19 protein-coding genes and 1 pseudogene are annotated in these 18,930 nt (G+C 75.4%); 18 read left to right on the top strand and 2 right to left on the bottom strand.

Annotated elements, in window-relative coordinates:
- Positions 1 to 28: 28 nt before the first annotated feature.
- The 3 genes from rpoZ to J3P29_RS10775 all read left to right on the top strand — a co-directional run bounded on the left by rpoZ (position 29) and on the right by J3P29_RS10775 (position 2,028).
- Entirely contained in the window at positions 29 to 256 is a 228-nt protein-coding gene (rpoZ, locus tag J3P29_RS10785; RefSeq protein WP_210493372.1) for a DNA-directed RNA polymerase subunit omega, read from the top strand.
- A 95-nt stretch (positions 257 to 351) separates the two neighbouring features.
- Positions 352 to 1,584, top strand: coding sequence for a bifunctional phosphopantothenoylcysteine decarboxylase/phosphopantothenate--cysteine ligase CoaBC (coaBC, locus tag J3P29_RS10780; RefSeq protein WP_210493371.1), 1,233 nt, complete (start codon positions 352 to 354; stop codon positions 1,582 to 1,584).
- A 72-nt stretch (positions 1,585 to 1,656) separates the two neighbouring features.
- A complete protein-coding gene (locus J3P29_RS10775) occupies positions 1,657 to 2,028 on the top strand; it encodes a hypothetical protein (RefSeq protein ID WP_210493369.1) in 372 nt (123 codons plus the stop codon).
- Here J3P29_RS10775 and J3P29_RS10770 read toward each other — a convergent pair.
- Positions 1,992 to 2,417, bottom strand: coding sequence for a hypothetical protein (locus J3P29_RS10770; protein WP_210493368.1), 426 nt, complete (start codon positions 2,415 to 2,417; stop codon positions 1,992 to 1,994). The genes J3P29_RS10775 and J3P29_RS10770 overlap by 37 nt on opposite strands.
- Positions 2,418 to 2,517: 100 nt before the next feature.
- Here J3P29_RS10770 and rimP point away from each other — a divergent pair, with 100 nt between their 5' ends.
- From rimP to J3P29_RS10715, 11 genes and pseudogenes are all read left to right on the top strand, one after another.
- Entirely contained in the window at positions 2,518 to 2,955 is a 438-nt protein-coding gene (gene rimP / locus J3P29_RS10765) for a ribosome maturation factor RimP (RefSeq protein ID WP_246851900.1), read from the top strand.
- A 7-nt stretch (positions 2,956 to 2,962) separates the two neighbouring features.
- Positions 2,963 to 4,519 carry a transcription termination factor NusA gene (nusA, locus tag J3P29_RS10760; protein ID WP_246851899.1) on the top strand — a complete coding sequence of 519 codons (1,557 nt, stop codon included), beginning with the start codon at positions 2,963 to 2,965 and terminating at the stop codon, positions 4,517 to 4,519.
- A gap of 29 nt (positions 4,520 to 4,548) precedes the next feature.
- A pseudogene (locus tag J3P29_RS20745) lies at positions 4,549 to 4,761 on the top strand (DUF448 domain-containing protein); the annotation flags it as partial.
- A 1,040-nt stretch (positions 4,762 to 5,801) separates the two neighbouring features.
- The gene (infB, locus tag J3P29_RS10750; RefSeq protein WP_349239821.1) at positions 5,802 to 8,099 is read left to right on the top strand and encodes a translation initiation factor IF-2; all 2,298 of its coding nucleotides are present in this window, start codon (positions 5,802 to 5,804) and stop codon (positions 8,097 to 8,099) included.
- Positions 8,099 to 8,539, top strand: a complete 441-nt coding sequence (gene rbfA, locus J3P29_RS10745) for a 30S ribosome-binding factor RbfA (RefSeq protein ID WP_246851898.1) — start codon at positions 8,099 to 8,101, stop codon at positions 8,537 to 8,539. Before infB ends, rbfA begins: the two co-directional genes overlap by 1 nt.
- Positions 8,536 to 9,543: a bifunctional oligoribonuclease/PAP phosphatase NrnA gene (locus J3P29_RS10740; protein WP_210493364.1), complete on the top strand. Its 1,008-nt coding sequence runs from the start codon at positions 8,536 to 8,538 to the stop codon at positions 9,541 to 9,543. The genes rbfA and J3P29_RS10740 overlap by 4 nt, the downstream gene beginning before the upstream one ends.
- Positions 9,540 to 10,412, top strand: coding sequence for a tRNA pseudouridine(55) synthase TruB (gene truB / locus J3P29_RS10735; protein ID WP_210493363.1), 873 nt, complete (start codon positions 9,540 to 9,542; stop codon positions 10,410 to 10,412). Before J3P29_RS10740 ends, truB begins: the two co-directional genes overlap by 4 nt.
- Positions 10,409 to 11,302, top strand: coding sequence for a bifunctional riboflavin kinase/FAD synthetase (locus J3P29_RS10730; RefSeq protein ID WP_210493361.1), 894 nt, complete (start codon positions 10,409 to 10,411; stop codon positions 11,300 to 11,302). Before truB ends, J3P29_RS10730 begins: the two co-directional genes overlap by 4 nt.
- Before the next feature lie 92 nt (positions 11,303 to 11,394).
- On the top strand, positions 11,395 to 11,667 hold the full coding sequence (gene rpsO / locus J3P29_RS10725; protein ID WP_210493360.1) for a 30S ribosomal protein S15: 273 nt from the start codon (positions 11,395 to 11,397) through the stop codon (positions 11,665 to 11,667).
- 117 nt (positions 11,668 to 11,784) lie between these two features.
- On the top strand, positions 11,785 to 12,252 hold the full coding sequence (locus tag J3P29_RS10720) for a redoxin domain-containing protein (protein ID WP_210493358.1): 468 nt from the start codon (positions 11,785 to 11,787) through the stop codon (positions 12,250 to 12,252).
- Between the two features lie 47 nt (positions 12,253 to 12,299).
- On the top strand, positions 12,300 to 12,770 hold the full coding sequence (locus tag J3P29_RS10715; protein WP_210493357.1) for a DsbA family protein: 471 nt from the start codon (positions 12,300 to 12,302) through the stop codon (positions 12,768 to 12,770).
- On the opposite strand, the gene J3P29_RS10710 is transcribed toward J3P29_RS10715, so the two are convergent.
- Entirely contained in the window at positions 12,767 to 13,825 is a 1,059-nt protein-coding gene (locus J3P29_RS10710; RefSeq protein ID WP_210493356.1) for a DUF2330 domain-containing protein, read from the bottom strand. The genes J3P29_RS10715 and J3P29_RS10710 overlap by 4 nt on opposite strands.
- A 180-nt stretch (positions 13,826 to 14,005) precedes the next feature.
- Here J3P29_RS10710 and J3P29_RS10705 point away from each other — a divergent pair, with 180 nt between their 5' ends.
- The 4 genes from J3P29_RS10705 to J3P29_RS10690 all read left to right on the top strand — a co-directional run bounded on the left by J3P29_RS10705 (position 14,006) and on the right by J3P29_RS10690 (position 18,927).
- Positions 14,006 to 16,276 carry a polyribonucleotide nucleotidyltransferase gene (locus tag J3P29_RS10705; protein ID WP_210493354.1) on the top strand — a complete coding sequence of 757 codons (2,271 nt, stop codon included), beginning with the start codon at positions 14,006 to 14,008 and terminating at the stop codon, positions 16,274 to 16,276.
- 73 nt (positions 16,277 to 16,349) lie between these two features.
- Positions 16,350 to 17,603: a pitrilysin family protein gene (locus tag J3P29_RS10700; RefSeq protein ID WP_349239820.1), complete on the top strand. Its 1,254-nt coding sequence runs from the start codon at positions 16,350 to 16,352 to the stop codon at positions 17,601 to 17,603.
- Positions 17,604 to 17,709: 106 nt separating this feature from the next.
- A complete protein-coding gene (locus J3P29_RS10695; RefSeq protein ID WP_210493352.1) occupies positions 17,710 to 18,381 on the top strand; it encodes a dihydrodipicolinate reductase C-terminal domain-containing protein in 672 nt (223 codons plus the stop codon).
- A 3-nt stretch (positions 18,382 to 18,384) separates the two neighbouring features.
- Complete coding sequence (locus J3P29_RS10690) at positions 18,385 to 18,927, top strand: GNAT family N-acetyltransferase (protein ID WP_210493351.1); 543 nt, start codon at positions 18,385 to 18,387, stop codon at positions 18,925 to 18,927.
- The last annotated feature ends 3 nt before the right edge of the window (positions 18,928 to 18,930 follow it).

Below are 18,930 nucleotides of genomic sequence, written 5' to 3'. Positions count from 1 at the left end.
GGGCGGCGGTGCGCGCTACACTGGCCGAATGATCTCTCCGCGCATGGACCAGCTCCTGGGGCACGTCGACTCGAACTACGCGTCGGTCCTGGTCGCGGCGAAGCGCGCCCGGCAGATCAACGCGTACTACCACAACCTCGGCGAGGGGGCCTTCGACGAGTTCCCGCCCCCGATGGTGGAGACGGCGTCGAAGAACTACCTGACGATCGCCCTCGAGGAGATCGCCGCCGGCAAGATCACCTACCGCTACCGGTAGGTCGCGGCGGCCCCGCGCCGCCGCCGGAAGCACCAGCCGTCTCGTCGACGCCGCCCCACGGGCGGCGTCGCGCGTTCTGCGCGAGAATGCCGCCGATGGCACGGCTGCTGCTCGGCGTCACCGGCGGGATCGCCGCCTACAAGGCGGTCGCCTTCGTGCGGCTCGCCACGGCGGCGGGGCACGCGGTGCGGGTGGTGCAGACGCCCGTCTCCCAGCGCTTCGTGGCGCCCGAGACCTTCCGCGCGATCACGGGCGCGCCCGTCCTGACCGACGAGTTCGAGCCCGACCCGCTGCGGGGGGCGTACCCCGGCGACCCGTTGCCGACCCACGCCGCGATCAGCCACCTGGCGCTCGTCGAGCGCGCGGACGCCTACCTGATCGCTCCGGCGACGGCCAACGCGATCGCGGGACTGGCCGCCGGCCGGGCCGACTCCCTGCTGTCCTCGGCGTACCTCGCCGCGGACGGCCCGGTGCTCGTCGCGCCCGCCATGAACCACCGGATGTGGCATCACGCCGCGACGCGGCGCAACGTCGCGCGGATCGTCGAGGACGGCGTGACCCTCGTGCCGCCGGGCTCCGGCCGCCTGGCCTCGAAGGGCGAGGCCGGCGACGGGCGCCTGGCCGAGCCGGAGGAGCTGCTGGCGGCCGTCGAGGCGGCGCTCGCGCCCCGCCGCGACCTCGACGGGGTCCACGTCCTCGTGTCCGCCGGCGGCACCCGCGAGCCGATCGACGCCGTGCGCTTCGTGGGCAACCGCTCGTCCGGCCGCATGGGGTACGCCGTCGCGGCGCGCGCCGCCGCCCGGGGGGCGCGGGTGACGCTCGTGGCCGCCAACGTCGGCCTGCCCGACCCGCCGGGGTGCGACGTCGTGCGCGTCGCCACCGCCGAGGAGCTGCGCCGGGCGTGCGGCGCCGCCTTCGGCGACGCGGACGTCCTGGTCATGGCGGCGGCGGTCGCGGACTTCCGTCCCGTCGCTCCGGCGGCCGGGAAGATCAAGAAGGCCGGGCGCGACGAGCTGACGATCACCCTCGAGGCGACGACGGACGTGCTGTCCGAGCTCGCCGGGCGGCGCCGGCCGGGCCAGACCCTCGTGGGCTTCGCCGCCGAGCACGGTCCGGAGGCACTGGTCCACGCCCGCGGCAAGCTCGAGCGCAAGGGCCTCGACGCCGTCGTGGTCAACGACGTCTCGCTGCCGGGGATCGCGTTCGACGCCGACCACAACGCCGTCACGATCGTGACGGCCGCCGGCGACGAGCCCGTCGCGCGGGCGCCGAAGGCAGACGTCGCGGACGCGATCCTCGATCACGTGGTGCGCGCCCGCACCGCCTGACGCGGGCGGATCCTCGCCCGGGCGGCCGACGGGCCGGGCGGTCGGGCTTGACGCGTTTGTCACACTCGATCCATGGCCACTCCCGACACCTACGAGCTCTACCGGTCGGGTCTCGACCTGCTCGAGCAGGGGGACCACCACGCCGCCGCGCTGCCGCTGCGCCGGGCCCGCGACCTCGAGCCCGACACCGGCATGGTCCGCGAGGCGCTGGGCCGGGCCCTCTTCGGCGCGCGACGCTTCCGCGAGGCCGCGGACGAGTTCGGCGTGCTCGTCGAGCGCGAGCCCATGAACCACTACGCGCAGTTCTGCTTCGGGCGGGCGCTGCAGCTGTGCGGCCGCCACGCCGAGGCCCGGCCGCCGCTGACGATGGCCGCGCTGCTCAAGCCCGAGCGCAACGACTACCGCGTCTACCGCGACCGCACGATCGCCGCGCTCGAGGGCTGACCGGCGCGGTCGCGCGCGACCTCGGCCGCGGCGACGAGCCGCCCCAGCAGCTCGTCGACCGCGGCGGGGGTGACCGCCGCGGCCGGCAGGTCGCCGTGCACCCACGTCGCCCCGGCGGCGGAGGAGGCGTAGCGGACGAGCGCGAGGTCGCGGCGGTTGCGGTGCAGGAGCCACGCCGCCGGCAGGGCGCCCGGCCCGACGACCTCGGCCTGCGCGCGCAGCAGCCCGCCGCGCAGGGCCACGCCGACGAACAGGGGCCAGCCGGCGCAGGGCACGCGCAGTCCCCACTCGCCCGGCGCCGGACGGTGCACGGCCGCCCCGAGCGGCGCGAGCGCCGCCTCGACGGCCTCCGGGCCCCGCGGCCCGCCCGTCCCGCAACCTCCCTGCATCCGGCGATGGTACGATGATCTCCCAGCGTTCGAAGACGCCGCTCCGCGGCACCCTTCCGAAGTGGGCAGAACGCCCGCTTTTTTTGTGGCTGAAACCGTCATGACCTCCTCCATCCAGGACACCGTCGAAGCACGACTTCGCACCGCGGACCCCGCGGTGGAGGTCCTGCTGGCCGAGGTCGTCGGCGGGGGCACGCTGCGCGTGCTCATCGATCACCCGGACGGCGTCTCCCTGGATCTCTGCGTGGAGGTCACGCACCACCTGAACGACCTCCGCGAGCGCTACGCGGTGGAGGTCTCGTCCCCGGGCCGCGACCGTCCGCTCGTGAAGCCCGAGCACTTCCGGCGGTTCGTCGGTCGTCGGGCGAAGGTCCGCACGCGCGAGCCGCTCGCCGTGTCGGGGGCCGACGCGCCGCGCCGGTCGTTCACCGGCGAGCTCGTCGGAGCGGACGACCAGGCCGTGACGCTCGCGGCCGACACGGGCGTCGTGACGATCCCGTACGCCGAGATCCACCGCAGCAACCTCGTCGAGGAGTAGGAGCCGAATGTCCCGCGAGATCGTAGAGGCGATGCGCGCCCTGGCGCGCGAGAAGGGCATCCCCGAGGAGCGGCTCGTCGCCGCCCTCGAGGACGCGCTCCTCTCCGCCTACAAGAAGCAGCCCGGCGCGGCGAAGTACGCCCGGGTCGAGCTCGACCAGGACAGCGGCGACTACCGCGTCATCGAGCTGCTCGTCCCCGAGATGCTCGAGGCCGGCCTGATCGTCGAGACGATCGACGAGCAGAGCTACGAGGACCCCGAGACGGGCGAGTGGATCGAGCCGTCCGACGTGGAGATCCCGGGCGAGAAGCTCGCGGAGCACCGCGACGAGATCCCCGAGCGCGACGTCACCCCCGACGACTTCGGCCGCATCGCCGCGCAGACCGCCAAGCAGGTCATCCTGCAGCGGATCCGCGAGGCCGAGCGCGACATGATGTTCGACGAGTTCGCCGACCGCGTCGGCGAGATGGTCACGGGCATCGTGCAGCAGTCCGACAACCGCTACACGCTGCTCCAGCTGCGCGACCGCGTCGAGGCGCTGCTGCCCCGCTCGGAGCAGGTCTACGGCGAGCGCTACGACCACAACCAGCGCCTGAAGGCGGTGATCAAGGAGGTCTCGCAGTCCGCGAAGGGTCCCTCGATCATCGTGTCCCGTCGCGACCCCGAGGTCATCCGCGCGCTCTTCGAGCTCGAGGTCCCCGAGATCGCCGACGGCCTGGTCGAGATCACGGGCGTCGCGCGCGAGCCCGGCTACCGCTCGAAGATCGCGGTCGTCTCGCACGCCGCGGGCGTCGACCCGGTCGGCGCGTGCGTCGGCCCGCGCGGCTCCCGCGTGCGCATGGTCGTCTCCGAGCTCAAGGGCGAGAAGATCGACATCATCCCGTACAACGACGAGCCGGGCCGCTTCATCGCGAAGGCCCTCTCGCCGGCGCACGTGCGCGAGGTCTTCATCGACGACGAGCAGCGCCAGGCGACCGTGGTCGTGCCGGACGAGGACCTGACGAAGGCGATCGGCCGGGAGGGGCAGAACGTGCGCCTGGCCGCGCGCCTGACCGGCTGGCGCATCGACATCAAGAAGGCGTCGGACGCCCTCGCCCAGGCGGCGACCGGCGGCGACGCCGGCGACGTCGAGGCGGAGGAGCCGATCGGCGACGGCCGCTGCTCGGCCGTGATGACGAGCGGCCGGCGCTGCCCGAACGCGGCGCTGCCCGGCTCCATCTTCTGCGGCCTGCCCGCGCACCAGGCGCTCGTGCGCTTCGGGCGCGTCGAGGTCGCCGTCCTCGAGGACCTGCCGGAGGACGAGCTCGACGCGCTCGCCGACCCGGACAAGTCGCAGGAGGACGTCCAGGACATCGTCACGCGGGCCGAGGAGGCGTACGCCGAGCGCGTCGCCGCCGAGGGCCCGGTACCGACCGAGGAGGATCTCGGTCCGGTGCAGGCGGAGGCGGGCGAGCCCGTCGACGCCGAGGCGCAGGACGCGCCGGCCGTCGAGGACGACGGCAACGAGGCTCCGGACGCGGCGGACGACGCCGCGCCCGGGGTGGAGGACGTCCCGTCCGCGTAGCCGGGGGCCACCCCGAGAGGCGCTGCGTCGGCTGCGGCCGGCGCGCGCCCCAGGCGGAGCTGCTCCGCCTCGCCCTGATCGGGGGCCGCGTGGTCCCCGATCCGCCGCGCCGGCTCCCCGGCCGCGGCGCGTACGTGTGCGGACGCACGTGCGCCCAGCAGGCCGTCGATCGTCGCGCGTTCGGACGCGCGTTCCGACGGCCCGCCAGCATCGATCCCGACTTCCTACACTTCATTCACTAATGGCGAAGAAGCGCGTGCACGAAATCGCCAAGGCCCACGGCCTGTCGAGCAAGGCGGTGCTCGATGCCCTCCAGAAGGACGGGCACGACATCGCGACCGCCTCGTCCAGCGTCGACGAGGGCGTTGCGAACCGACTGATCCAGGCCAAGGGCGCCGAGCTCAAGAGCGCGGCGAAGTCCGACGGGGGCAGCACGCCCTCGCCGGCCAAGGCTCCGACCGCCGGGGCGTCCGCCCCGGCCGACACCGCCGGGGCCGACGCCCCGGCCCGACCCCAGGCCGCACCGGCCCGCCCGGTGCGCCCGCCCGCGCCCGGGCAGCGCCCCGTGCGCCCCGCCGCGCCCGGCACCCCGGCCGCGCAGCGGCCCGTGCGCCCGGCCCAGCCGGGGCAGCGCCCCGTGCGCCCGGCCGCGCCCGGCGGGCGCCCCGTGCGCCCCGCCCAGCCGGGAGCCCGCCCCGCGGGCGCGCCGTCCGGCGCCGCTCCTCAGCGGCCCGCGGCCGGCGGCCCGGCGCGTCCGGGCGAGCCCGGACGTCCCGCGGCCCGTCCCGCGGCCGGTGCGCCGGCCCGGCCGGCGCGCCCCGGCGACGGCCGTCCGGCCGCCCCGGGCGCCGGCGCCCCCTCGCGTCCCGTGGCTCCCGGCGCGCCCCAGCGTCCGGCCGCGCCCGGCGCGCCGCAGCGCCCGGCCGCCGGCGCGCCCGGCCGCCCCGTGCGCCCCGGTCAGCCCGGCCGCCCCGTGCGTCCCGGCGAGGCCCGTCCGGCCCCGCGTCCCGCGCCGCGTCAGGCCCCCGGCAGCCGCCCGGCTCCGGACGGCCGCGCGCCCGGCTCGGGACCCCGCGTCATCCAGACCGCCGCGCCCGCGGCGCCGAAGCCCGCGCCGCAGGCCGACCGTCCCGCCGGCGGCCGTCCCGCGTCCGGCGGCGGCCGTCCGGCCCCGCAGGGCCGCGGCAACGCGCCGCAGGGCGGTCGCGGTCCGGCCGGTCGCGGTCCGGCCCCGCAGGGCGGCCGCGGACCCGCGGGCCGTGGTCCGGCGCCGCAGCGCCCCGTGCGCGACGCGCCGTCCGCGCCGCAGGGCCGTCCGGCCCCGCAGGGCGACCGCTCGCTGCGGCGCCCCGAGGACCGTCCGCTGCCGCCGCGGCCCGCCGGGCCGGGTGGTCCGCCGCGCCCCGGCCAGCCGCCGGCTGCCGGCGCCCCGCGTCCGGGCGAGCGCCCCCTGGGCCGCCGCCCGCGCCGGGCCAAGGACGTTCCGCCGCCGCCCCCCACGCGCGACCTGCGCACGAAGAAGCCCGCGCTGCCGAAGGGTCCCCCGACCCTGGGCGAGAAGCCCGCGGCCGGCGCCGGCCCCAAGATCATCGCTCTGCCCGATCCCGCGACGGCGCGCCCGCAGCGCTCCGGCGCGGGCGGCTCCGGCGGCCCCGGCGGCCCCGGTCGGCGCCGCGTCGTCATCGACCAGCCGGGCGGCCCGCGCCGTCCGGGCGTCGGTGGCGGCCCGCCGAACCGGCGTCCGCGTCGCCGTCGTCGCCGTCAGTCGATCGAGGAGGCGCTGGCCCCGCTGAGCCGCGGCGACCAGGGCAAGACGGTCGACGTCCCGAAGATCAACTCGGGCTCGACGGTCAAGGACGTCGCCGAGTACCTCGGCGTGCCCGTGCCCGAGGTCATCAAGAAGCTCATGCTCATGGGCGAGATGGCCACGCTCACGCAGACGCTGGCGGACGAGACCATCGAGCTGCTCGCGGGCGAGTTCGACCGCGAGGTGCAGATCGTCAAGGCGAGCGACGAGGAGGAGGAGACCCCGGTCTTCGACGACTCCGAGGCCGAGCTCGTCCAGCGTCCGCCCGTCGTGACCATCATGGGTCACGTCGACCACGGCAAGACCTCGCTGCTCGACAAGCTGCGCGAGGCGTCCGTGGCCGAGGGCGAGGCCGGCGGCATCACGCAGCACATCGGCGCCTACCAGGTGCACCACGGCGAGGACACGATCACGTTCCTCGACACGCCGGGTCACGCGGCCTTCACGGCCATGCGTGCCCGCGGCGCTCGCCTGACGGACATCGCGGTGATCGTGGTGGCCGCCGACGACGGCGTGAAGCCGCAGACCGAGGAGGCGATCGACCACGCGCGTGCCGCGGGCGTGCCGATCATCGTCGCGGTCAACAAGATCGACAAGGAGGGCGCCGACCCGCTCCGCGTGCGGACCGAGATGGCGACCATCGGGCTCAACCCGGCCGAGTGGGGCGGCGACATCGAGTTCGTCGACGTCTCCGCGAAGACGGGCGACGGCCTCGACGACCTGCTCGACACCATCGGCGTCGTCGCGGAGCTCCTCGAGCTCGCGGCGAACCCCGACACCGAGGCGTCCGGCGTGGTCATCGAGTCGAAGCTCGACGTCGGCCGCGGCCCGGTCGCGACGGTCCTGATCCAGCGCGGCACCCTCGAGATCGGCGATCCGATCGTCTCGGGCGCCCAGTGGGGCAAGGTCCGCGCGCTCATCGACTACACGGGCGAGCGCATCGAGGTGGCCGGCGTCGGCGACCCGGTGCAGGTCCTCGGCTTCAACGGGGTGCCCAACGCGGGCGACTTCGCGATGGTCGTCGACTCCGAGAAGACGGCGCGCACGAAGGCCGAGGAGCGCGAGACGCGCCTGAAGGCCGAGGCGCTCGCCCGCCGCTCGGGCCGCAAGTTCTCGCTCGACGAGGTCTTCAAGCGCTCGCGCTCCGCCGCCGAGATGAAGGGCCTGCCCCTCATCCTCAAGGCGGACGTGGCCGGCTCGCTCGAGGCGTTCGAGGACGAGATCGCGAAGCTGCCCCAGAGCGAGGTCCTCGTGGACATCGTCCTGGCCGGCGTCGGTGGCATCACCGAGTCCGACGTCATGCTCGCGTCGGCGTCCGAGGCCGTGGTCATCGGCTTCAACGTCGGCACGGTCGGCAACGCCCAGCGCGTGGCGGACCACGAGGGCGTCGAGATCCGCACGTACGAGGTGATCTACCGCGCGCTCGAGGACCTCCGCGACGCGATGGAGGGCATGCTCGACAAGGACGAGATCGAGGAGACCGTCGGCACCGCCGAGGTCCGCCAGATCTTCCGTGCCTCGAAGGTCGGCACGATCGCCGGCTGCTACGTCACGGACGGCCGCGTGCGCCGCAACGGCCTCGTGCGGGTCATCCGCGACGGCGAGATCCTGCGGAACACGAAGATCGAGAGCCTCAAGCGGTTCAACGAGGACGCCCGCGAGGTCGCGACCGGGTTCGAGTGCGGCATCGTGCTGCGCGAGGGCGACGACCTGCGCGAGGGCGACATCCTCGAGACGTACGAGAAGCGCCGGGTCGACCGCGAGCTGAAGTGATGAAGCCCGACCGGATGCGCCGGGTGGACGAGGCGGTCCGAGAGGTCCTCGCCGACGTCCTCCAGAACGAGATGAAGGACCCCCGGATCGGCTTCGCCACCGTGACGGGGGTCCGGACGAGCACCGACCTGAGCCACGCGACGGTCCTCGTCAGCGTGCTCGAGCTCGAGGGCGGGTCCGGGCACTCCGCAGAGGACACGCTGGAGGGCTTGCGGTCCGCCCACGGGTTCCTGCAGCGACGCGTCGGGGAGGAGCTGCGGCTGAAGCACACGCCGCTCCTGAAGTTCACGCTCGACGAGACCGTGGACCGCGCGATGCGGATCCAGGAGCTGCTCGACCATCCGCCGGCGCCGCCGGTGGAGACGCCGGAGGAGGGCGCCGACGCGGCGTCCGCCGACGGCGAGGACGCGTCCCCGACCCAGGACGATGCTCCTCGATGAGCCTCGTCGACGCGTCTCGCGACGCGCGGCGGACCGTGACCGAGCTCCTGCGGGGCGAGGACCGGTTCGTCACCGTCACCCACGAGCACCCGGACGGGGACGCGATCGGGTCGCTCGTGGCCGCGACGCGCCTCCTGCAGGCGCTCGGCAAGGACGTCGTGGCCGTCGTCGGCCCGGGCGACCTGCCGCTGTCCCGCGAGTACGCGGGGCTGATGACCGTCGACCTGCAGACCGAGGTCCCCGCGGACCTCGCGGACCGCACCGCGGTCTTCCTCGACTGCGGCAACCTCGACCGGATGGCGGTGCTGCCGGTGCGCACGGACGCGCGGCGCATCGTCAACATCGACCACCACCACGACAACACGCGCTTCGGCGACGTGGACCTGGTGGCCGCCGACGCGTCGAGCTGCTGCGAGATCGTCTGGGAGCTGTTCGCCGACCTCGGCGTGCCCGTCGACCTGGACAGCGCGAAGGCGCTCTACGTCGGCCTGGTCACCGACACCGGCCAGTTCATGTACGAGAACACCGGCGAGCGCGCGCACCGCATGGCGGCCGACCTGATCGCCGTCGGCGTGGACCCCTTCCCCGTGTACCGGGCGCTCTACGAGAACGTCCCGTGGTCGAAGCTGGCGCTGCTGGGGCGCGCGATCGCCCGCGTGCGGCACGAGGCCGACGGCCAGCTGACGTTCGCCCTCATCCGGCGCGAGGACTACGAGGCCACGCAGGCCGAGGACACGGACTCCGAGGGCATCATCGACCACCTGCGGACGCTGGCGGGCACCCGTCTGGCGGCGCTCGCCCGCGAGGTCCCGGCCGACCCGGTGACGGGCGCGGGCGTCCGGACGAAGGTCTCGCTGCGCTCGTCCGGGGCCGGCATCGACGTCTCCGCCATCGCCCGCGCGGGCGGCGGGGGCGGGCATCCGCAGGCCGCCGGGTTCACGACGGACATGGGCGAGGACGAGCTCGTGGCCTTCCTCCGCACCCAGCTCCGCGACGCCGGGTGATCGCTCCGGAGGAGGTCGCCCGGCTGGCGGCGGCCGTCCCGGACGGGGCGCTGCTCGTCGACAAGCCCGCGGGCCTGTCGAGCCACGACGTCGTCGGTCGCGTGCGCCGGTCGCTCGGCGGGCGCAAGGCGCGGCGCGTCGGGCACTCCGGGACGCTCGATCCCTTCGCCACCGGGCTGCTGATCGTGCTGCTCGGCCGCGCCACGCGGCTGCAGGGGCACCTGATGGGCCTCGACAAGACGTACGAGACGCTCGCCCGCCTGGGGGCGACGTCCACGACCGGCGACCCCGAGGGCGAGATCGTCGTCACCGGCGTGGTGCCGCCCGATCCGCCCGTCCTGCCGACCGGCCTGGTGCGCCAGCGGCCCCCGGCGTACTCCGCCGTGCGCATCGACGGCGAGCGGGCCTACCGGCGCGCGCGCCGCGGCGAGGAGGTGGTGGTGCCCGAGCGCGAGGTCACCGTCCACGCCTTCGAGCAGACGTGGCGGGCGGGCGACCGCGCCCGCTACCGGATCGCCTGCTCGTCGGGCACGTACGTGCGCAGCCTCGTCGCCGACCTGCACGACGCGTACTGCCTGGAGCTGCGGCGCACGGCGATCGGCCCGTTCCGGGTGGCCGACGCCCACGGCCCCGACGATCCGCCGGACGACTGGCGCGTCCTGCCGCTGACCGCCCTGCTGCCGGTCGTGATGCCGACCCTCGAGGTCGACGAGGAGACCGCGCGGCGGCTCGGCCACGGCCAGCGGGTGACGCTCGACGGCGGCCCCGCGGGCGGCGAGGTCGGCATCGTCCACGCCGGCGAGGCGGTCGCCGTCGGCCGCCGCGAGGAGGACGGACGGATCCGTCCCGTCGTAGGCTTCCGGGCGTGACCGCGCGCATCACGCCCCTGGCGGACGTCGAGCCCCGGCCGAGGACGGTCGCCCTCGGCACCTTCGACGGCATCCACCTCGGCCACCGCGAGGTGCTGCGGGGCGCGGACGCCGTGGTGACGTTCGACCCGCATCCGATGGAGGTGCTCGCGCCGGGACGCGTCCCGCCGCAGCTGACCACGCTGGAGCGCCGCGCGAAGCTCATCGGCGACTGCGGGATCGGCGAGCTCGTGCTCGTGCCCTTCAGCCCCGAGACGTCCCGCCAGCGGGCGCAGGAGTTCGTCGACGAGGTGCTCGTCGGCCGCCTCGACGCCCGCGGCGTGCGGGTGGGCGAGAACTTCCGCTTCGGCCGCGACGCCGAGGGCACGCCGGCGATGCTGCAGGCGGACGGGCGCTTCGAGACCACGGTCGTCCCCGTCCTGCGCGTGGCGGGGGACACGGTCAGCTCGACCCGCGTCCGCGAGCTCGTGGCCCGGGGCGCGGTGGGGGAGGCGCGCGAGCTGCTCGGGTCGCCGTTCGCGCTCTCCGGCGTGGTCGAGCACGGCGAGAAGCGCGGCCGCGAGCTGGGCTACCCGACCGCCAACCTGACGCCGCCGCCGGGGCACGCCCTGCCCGCCCACGGCGTCTACGCCTGCCGGGCCCTGCTCGCGGACGGCAGCGTCCGCACCGCCGCGGTCAACATCGGCATCCGGCCGCAGTTCGAGTCGGCGCTCGGCGTGCTCGTCGAGGCGTACCTCGTCGACTTCACCGGCGACCTGTACGGCCAGCCGCTCGAGCTCGAGTTCCTGCAGCGGCTGCGGGGCGAGCAGCGCTTCGACGGGGTGGACGAGCTGCTCGTGCAGATGGCGCGCGACGTCGAGGACACGCGGCGCATCGTCGCCGCGGGCTGACGCCGGCGCCGCCGCGGGCCGCCCTCCCGACGCCGACCGCGGCGGGGCCGCGCCGCGGGCTTGCAGGCGCTTCTGGTAGCTTCACCCGTCGAATGTCGTCGCTCACGCAGGAACGCAAGCAGGAGATCGTCGCTCGATTCGGGACCTCCGAGAGCGACACGGGCTCCACCCGGGTCCAGGTCGCGCTGCTCACGGAGCGCATCAACGACCTGACGACGCACCTCCGCGAGCACAAGAAGGACCACCACTCGCGTCGTGGCCTCCTCATGCTCGTCGGTCAGCGCCGCCGTCTGCTCGACTACATGCGCCGGAACGACCTCGAGGGCTACCGCTCCCTCATCAAGGAGCTCGGCCTGCGCAAGTAGCCGCGAGCCGGGACCGCCCGGCTCCCCGCCGCCCCTTCGCGGGCGGCCCCGTCCGACCGGCCCCCAGGCCGGTCGTTCTCGTTCCCGGGGCCGACGCGCGCCCCGTAGGATCAGCGCATGGCCATCATCGCCCCCGGCACCCCGGTCCCCGAGCTGACCCTGAAGCGCGAGGACGGCAGCGACTTCACCCAGGAGGACCTGCGCGGCCGGACGACCGTGCTCGTCTTCTACCCGTTCGCGTTCAGCTCGGTCTGCACCGACCAGCTGCAGGTCTACGAGGAGCTCCTGCCCGAGCTCGCCGAGCAGGACGCCGTGATGTACGCGGTGTCGACCGACGCGACGCCGTCGCAGACCGCGTTCCGCGAGAAGCTCGGCGTGACGATCGAGCAGCTCTCCGACTTCGAACCCAAGGGCGCGGCGTCCAAGGCCCTCGGCGCGTACTTCGACCCGGCCGGCATGACGAACCGCGCGCTCGTCGTCGTGGGCCCCGACGGCACCGTCGCCTGGAGCCACCTGGCCGCGTCGCCGGGCGAGCTGCCGGGCGTCGAGCTGGTCCGCGAGGGCGTCGCGGCCGCGAAGGCCTGAGCGCGGTCGCCCCGGTGGCCGCGCCCGCCGAGTCCGCGCCGGCGCACGTGAGCGGGCCGCAGGGCGGCCCGCACGTCCTGCTCTACGGCGACGCCACGTGCCCGCGCTGCCAGCAGGCCGTCCTGCGGCTGCGGGCGGCGCCCGTGCGGCTCGAGTGGCGGCACCTGGTGCTGCGCGCTCGCGGGCCGCGGCCCCGGGCGCTCGCCGGCGCGCTCGAGGCGGCCGGCCGGCAGGGCGCGTTCTGGCCCGTCCTCGACGCGCTCGTCGCCGAGCCCGGCCGGACGGAGGACCCGGACCTGTGGGCGCTCGCCCGGCGGCTGGGGCTGGACGTGCAGCGGTTCGACGCCGACCGCAGGGACGAGGCGACGACCGCGCGGATCGCCGCCGACCTGGCGGACGGGCTGCGCGCGGGGGCGACGGGGACGCCGGCGATCCTCGTCGGCGGCGGCCCGGTCGACCACGGCGTGCCCGACGACGCGTGGGTGGCGGCGCTCCTGGACCGCCACCGCGGCGCCTAGGGCCGCGGCGCCCGGCGCCGGCCGCGCAGCCGCGCCAGCGCGAAGACCGCGGCGGTGATGACGCCGACGAGCGGGAACAGCAGCAGCCACGCCGCGCCGCCCGGGGCGTCCGTCAGCGGCGCGTCCTCGGCCTGCTGCGCCGGCGTCGGGGCGGTCGCGAAGCCCTCCTCGGACTCGTACGGGTACGCCGCGGACGCCCGGAAGAGCCGGTCCGACACGCCCCGGCGCACCGCCACGTCCGCCGTGAGCGTCGCCGGCTCCGCACCGACGAGCCCTAGGCGCGTCAGGAACGGCCCGCCGATGAGCGCGCGCGACCCGGCCCCGGGGGCGGGGCGCAGGTCGGCGACGCGCCCCGCGTGGAACGTGTCGAAGCCGCGCGCGACCACCCGGTGGGGGCCGCCGACGTACAGCTCGACGCTGACGGGCTGCCGCGCGGACTGGCCCAGGCGCAGCGGGACGACCAGGCGGTCGGCCGCGAACGCGATGCGCAGCGGGCGCAGCGCCCGGGCGCGGCCGGGGGCGGAGGCGGCGGCCGACAGCCGGATGCCGACGAACCCCCAGCCGCGGCGCACGTAGCCCCGCAGGAGCGCCCGTGCGGACGACGGCGTCCCGGCGCCCGGGCCGGCGAGCCAGCGGCGCAGCGCCCCGGCGTCGCCGGCGGGCAGCGTCTGCACCGCGTAGTCGGCGACGGCCGCGCGCGGCAGCGGCCCGGCGGCGGTCCGACCGCCGCGGCCCAGGGGGGACGTCGCGCGTTCGAGCCCGCCGAAGAGCGCGTCGCGCGCGGCGGGCAGCGGCGTCGCCGTCGCGTCCGCCGGCACCGGGACGAGCAGCGCCGCGCGTCCGCGGCCGGTCGGCGCCAGCTCGGGGGAGAGGACGAGCTGCTCGCGGCCCCCCGAGAGCGAGACGAGCATCCGCTCGGTGCCCGCGGTCGCGTTGACCGCCAGGCCGACGGCGGCCGCCGGGGCCGCGGGGACGAGCGCCAGGGCCGCGGCGCCCGCGAGGGCCGCCGGGACGGCGCGACGACGGGGGAGGCGGGGAGCGGGCGGCGACGGCACGGCCGTCGATCGTAGCCCCGGCGGGCCGGTCGCGGCCCCCGGCCGCGGCCGCGTCGGTCGGCACGCCCGGCCGGCATCGGCCCTGCAACCACGGGGGTTCCGTTACGCTGGACGGCAGTTCGGAACGACGAAGAACAAGATCGCGCGCCAGGTCCGATGGGCGCGCAGCGAGGAACACCTATGAGTCACGCTGACGTGACGACCCTCTCCGTGGAGATCTCCGGTCAGGAGATCACCTTCGAGACGGGCAAGCTCGCCAAGCAGGCCTCCGGCGCCGTGACGGTGCGCCAGGGCGACACGATCGTCCTCTGCACCGCCGCCATGGGCCGCCTGAAGGACTTCGACTTCCTGCCCCTGACGGTCGACGTCGAGGAGCGCTCCTACGCCGCGGGCAAGATCCCCGGCTCCTTCTTCAAGCGCGAGGGCCGCGCGGGCGAGAAGGCGACGCTCACCGCGCGCATGATCGACCGGCCGATCCGGCCGCTGCTGCCGAAGAACTGGCGCTACGAGACGCAGGTCGTCGCCCTGCCGATCTCGGTCGACCACGAGCACCCCTACGACGTGCTCGCCATGAACGGCGCGTCCGCCGCGCTCATGCTCTCCGCGATCCCGCTGCCCGAGCCGATCGGCGCGGTCCGCATCGGCAAGATCGACGGCACGATCGTGGTCAACCCGCCCGAGGCGTCCCTGCTGCAGGACGGCGAGAGCGACCTGGACCTGATCGTCGCCGGCACCGCCGACGCGATCCTGATGGTCGAGGCCGGCGCGAACGTCATCCCCGAGGCCGAGATCCTCGACGCGCTCGACATCGCGCACGACGAGATCAAGAAGCTCTGCCAGCTGCAGCTCGAGCTGCGCGAGAAGGCCGCCAAGCCGAAGGTCGACCACGAGGCGCCGAAGCTCGACGAGAAGCTCCTCGCGAAGATCGAGAAGAAGCACGGCAAGGCGATCCAGAAGGCGACGCAGGTCGTCGAGAAGCTGGAGCGCCAGGACGCGACCGAGGCCGCGAAGCAGGCCGCGTACGACGACTTCGTGGGCGACGACACCGACGCCGACGAGGCGAAGGCCGTCAAGGCGATCGTCGACCACCTGGAGAAGTCCGCGATCCGCGACCGGATCGCCGTGCAGAAGGTGCGTCCCGACGGCCGCGACGCCGAGGAGATCCGCCAGATCACGATTGAGACCGGCACCGCCCCGCGCACGCACGGCTCGGCCCTCTTCACCCGCGGCCAGACGCAGGCCCTCTCGGTCGCGTCCCTCGGCACGCTGAAGGAGGAGATGCGGCTCGACACCCTCGGGCTCGAGACGAACCGCTTCTACTGGCACCACTACAACTTCCCGCCGTTCTCCGTCGGCGAGGCGGGCCGCCTGGGCGGCCCGAAGCGTCGTGACATCGGTCACGGCGCCCTGGCGGAGCGCGCGCTCGTGCCGGTGATCCCGTCCACGGACGAGTTCCCGTACACGATCCGCGTCGTCTCCGACATCCTCGAGTCCAACGGCTCCAGCTCGATGGCGTCGGTCTGCGGCTCGTCCCTCTCCCTCATGGACGCGGGCGTGCCGATCAAGGCGCCGGTCGCGGGCATCGCGATGGGCCTGATCAAGGAGGGCGACGACTACATCGTCCTCACCGACATCGCCGGCGTCGAGGACCACCTCGGCGACATGGACTTCAAGGTCGCCGGCACCGAGGAGGGCATCACCGCCCTCCAGATGGACATCAAGATCACGGGCGTCACGTTCGAGATCCTGCGCGACGCGCTGGCCCAGGCCCGCAAGGCGCGCCTGGAGATCCTCGGCAAGATGCGCGACGTCATCGAGGGCCCGCGCCAGGAGCTGTCGCTCTACGCGCCGCGGATCCTGACGGTGAAGATCGACCCCGAGAAGATCGGCATGCTGATCGGCAAGGGCGGCGAGACGATCCGCGGGCTCCAGGAGGAGTTCGAGGCGCAGATCGACATCGCCGACGACGGCACCGTCAACGTCTACTCGTCCTCGGGCGCGAAGGGCGACGCGCTCGTCCAGCGCATCTCGGGCATGACCCGCGACGTGGAGCTCGGCGACGAGTTCGACGGCAAGGTCGTGAAGACGACGACGTTCGGCGCGTTCGTCGAGCTCATCAAGGGCACCGACGGCCTGCTGCACATCTCGAACGTCTCGCCGGGCAACCGCGTCGAGACGGTCGAGGAGGTCCTGAAGCAGGGCGACGTCATCAAGGTCCGCGTCGCCGAGCTGGACCGCGAGCGCGGCCGCATCGGCCTGCGCCTGTCGGACGACCCCGACGTCGCCGGCAAGACGGCCGAGGAGCTCAAGGAGCTGAAGAAGGCCGGCCCGCGCCGCGAGGGCGGCGGCGACCGCCCGCCGCGCGACCGCGACGCCAACGGTCGCGGCCCGCGCCGCGAGAACGGCGACCGCCCGCCGCGCCGCCGCGAGCGCGGCGGCTCCCGCGACTAGGGACGACCCCATCGCCACGAACGCCCCGAACGACGCCCCGGCCGGCCGCCGCCTCACGCGGCTGCCGTCCGGGGTGACGGTCGTCTCCGAGCCCATGGCGTCGGCCCTGTCGGTCGCCGTGGGCGTGTGGGTCGGCACCGGCGCGCGCCACGAGCGCGACGCCGAGGCCGGCCGGGCGCACCTGCTGGAGCACATGCTGTTCCGCGGGACGCGCTCCTATCGCTCCGAGGAGATCGACCAGCGCTTCGACGCCATGGGCGGCGATCTCAACGCGGCCACGAGCCGCGACGAGACCGCCGTGGTGGCGCGCGTGCTGGAGGACGATCTCGGGAGCGCCTTCCCGATGCTCGGCGAGATGGTCGCCGCGCCGCTCCTGGAGGACGACGACCTGGCGCTCGAGCGTCGGATCGTGCTCGAGGAGATCGCGATGATCGAGGACGACCCGGAGGAGCTCGTCTTCGAGCTGCTGCCGCAGGCCGTCTTCGGCGGCCACGCGCTCGGCCGCCCGGTCATCGGCTTCCCCGACGTCGTCGCGACGACGGACGGGGACGCGCTGCGCGGCTTCTACGCCGGGCGCTACCGCCCGGAGCGGATCGTCGTGGCCGCCGCCGGGGCCGTCGACCACGAGCGCCTGTGCGCGCTCGCGGCCGCCGCGGTGCCCGCCGACGACCCGGCGCAGCCCGCCGACGCGCACGACCCCGGGGCCGCGCCGGCGACGCCGCCCGCCGTGCTCTTCCGCGAGCGCGAGACGGAGCAGGTGCAGCTGGCGATCGCCGGCCGAGGGCCCGCGCTGGGCGACGAGCGCCGCTACGTCCTGCGCGTGCTGGACACGATCCTGGGCGGCACGCCGTCGTCGCGGCTCTTCCGGGCCGTGCGCGAGGACCGCGGCCTGGCGTACGCGGTGTCGACGTTCGACGACCAGCACCGCGGCGGCGGGATGGCCGGGGTCTACCTGGGCACCCGCGTCGAGAACCTGGCGGAGGCGCTCGAGATCGTCGCGGCCGAGCTGGCGCGCGTGCAGGCGGAGCTCGTCGGCGACGACGAGCTCGACCGCGCGAAGCAGAACGCGCGGGCCCGGGTGCTGCTGGGCCTGGAGTCCACCCAGGCGCGGATGCACGTGCTGGGCCGCAGCGTCCTGCACGACCTGCCGCTGCGCGAGCCGCACGAGGTCGCCGCCCTCATCGACGCGGTGACCGCGGAGGACGTGCGGACGATGGCCCGCGAGCTGTACGCGCCCGCGGGCCTCTCCGCGGCCGGGGTCGGGCCCAGCGAGGCGGACTTCCGCGCCGCGCTGGCGCCGGTCGCCGCGCACCTGGCCGGCGCCTGAGCCGGGCCGCGCCGGCCCGCCCGCGCGAGCGCGCCGGGGCGGACCGGCGCCGCCGTCCGCCCCGGACCGGGCGTCCCGCGCTCCCGCGCCGTGCGACGATGGCCGGATGAGCAGCGACATCCGCGTAGCCGTCGCCGGGGCCGCCGGCCGCATGGGCCGGACCGTGTGCGAGGCGGTCGAGGCCGCCGACGGCCTGACCCTGACCGGCCGCGCCGACCCCGCCCTGGAGACGACGCTGGCGGACGTGCTGCCGGACGCCGACGTCGTCGTCGACTTCACCCGGCCGGACCAGGCGCTCCCCAACGCGATCGCGTGCCTGGAGGCGGGCGTGCACGTCGTCATCGGCACCTCGGGCTTCGACATCTCCGAGCTGGAGGGCCGCACCGGGGCGAACGTCTTCTACGGGCCGAACTTCGCGATCGGCGCCGTGCTCATGATGCGCCTGTCCACCGAGGCCGCCCGCCACATGCAGCGCGCGGAGATCATCGAGCTGCACCACGACAAGAAGCTCGACGCGCCGTCGGGCACCGCCAAGCACACCGCCGAGCTGATCGCCGCGGCGACCGGGACCGTGCCGCCGATCCACTCCGTCCGGCTGCCCGGCCTGGTCGCCCACCAGGAGGTCGTCCTCGGCGGCACGGGGGAGACCCTGACGATCCGCCACGACTCGCTCGACCGCTCGTCGTTCATGCCCGGCGTCGTGCTCGCCGTGCGGCGCGTGGCGGACCTGCCGTCCTCACCGACGGTCGGCCTGGACCGCCTGCTCTTCGCCGACTGAGCCATGGCCGCCCCCACGGCCCCCGCTCGCGTCCGCGTCGCCGGCATCGGCGACCTGCCCGCGCTCCTCCCGCTCGTGGAGTCCGCCTACCGCGGCGACGCCAGCCGCGCGGGGTGGACGACGGAGGCGGACCTGCTCGACGGCCAGCGGACCGACGTCGACATGCTGCGCGGCCACCTCGTGCAGACGCACGGCGTGGTGCTCGTCCTGGGCGAGCGGGGCGCGCCGACGGGCTGCTGCCACGTCGCGCGGCGCCCGGACGGCCGCTGCCGGCTGGGGCTCTTCGCCGTCGACCCCGCCCGCCAGGGCGGCGGCGCGGGCGGCCGGCTCCTGGCGGCCGGCGAGGCGTACGTCCGCGAGCGCTGGGCCGCCACGGCGCTCGAGATGACGGTCCTCGTCCAGCGGACGGAGCTGCTGGCGTGGTACGCCCGCAAGGGCTACGCGCCGACGGGCGAGCGGGAGCCGTTCCCGTACGACGACGAGCGCTTCGGACGCCCCCGGCGCGACGACCTGGAGTTCGTCGTCCTGCGCAAGCCGTTGGGCTGACCG

The organism is Patulibacter sp. SYSU D01012 (assembly GCF_017916475.1).
Lineage (GTDB): Bacteria > Actinomycetota > Thermoleophilia > Solirubrobacterales > Solirubrobacteraceae > Patulibacter.
This window is presented reverse-complemented; position numbering and strand designations above follow the sequence as displayed.

What these genes read in the sequence shown, in the direction of transcription:
- J3P29_RS10695 (WP_210493352.1), top strand. Translation starts at nt 17,710, where the DNA reads ATGAGCAGCGACATCCGCGTAGCCGTCGCCGGGGCCGCCGGCCGCATG.
- coaBC (WP_210493371.1), top strand. Translation starts at nt 352, where the DNA reads ATGGCACGGCTGCTGCTCGGCGTCACCGGCGGGATCGCCGCCTACAAG.
- rpoZ (WP_210493372.1), top strand. Translation starts at nt 29, where the DNA reads ATGATCTCTCCGCGCATGGACCAGCTCCTGGGGCACGTCGACTCGAAC.
- J3P29_RS10775 (WP_210493369.1), top strand. Translation starts at nt 1,657, where the DNA reads ATGGCCACTCCCGACACCTACGAGCTCTACCGGTCGGGTCTCGACCTG.
- J3P29_RS10705 (WP_210493354.1), top strand. Translation starts at nt 14,006, where the DNA reads ATGAGTCACGCTGACGTGACGACCCTCTCCGTGGAGATCTCCGGTCAG.
- nusA (WP_246851899.1), top strand. Translation starts at nt 2,963, where the DNA reads ATGTCCCGCGAGATCGTAGAGGCGATGCGCGCCCTGGCGCGCGAGAAG.
- rbfA (WP_246851898.1), top strand. Translation starts at nt 8,099, where the DNA reads ATGAAGCCCGACCGGATGCGCCGGGTGGACGAGGCGGTCCGAGAGGTC.
- J3P29_RS10690 (WP_210493351.1), top strand. Translation starts at nt 18,385, where the DNA reads ATGGCCGCCCCCACGGCCCCCGCTCGCGTCCGCGTCGCCGGCATCGGC.
- rimP (WP_246851900.1), top strand. Translation starts at nt 2,518, where the DNA reads ATGACCTCCTCCATCCAGGACACCGTCGAAGCACGACTTCGCACCGCG.
- J3P29_RS10720 (WP_210493358.1), top strand. Translation starts at nt 11,785, where the DNA reads ATGGCCATCATCGCCCCCGGCACCCCGGTCCCCGAGCTGACCCTGAAG.
- rpsO (WP_210493360.1), top strand. Translation starts at nt 11,395, where the DNA reads ATGTCGTCGCTCACGCAGGAACGCAAGCAGGAGATCGTCGCTCGATTC.
- J3P29_RS10740 (WP_210493364.1), top strand. Translation starts at nt 8,536, where the DNA reads ATGAGCCTCGTCGACGCGTCTCGCGACGCGCGGCGGACCGTGACCGAG.
- J3P29_RS10770 (WP_210493368.1), bottom strand. Translation starts at nt 2,417, where the DNA reads ATGCAGGGAGGTTGCGGGACGGGCGGGCCGCGGGGCCCGGAGGCCGTC.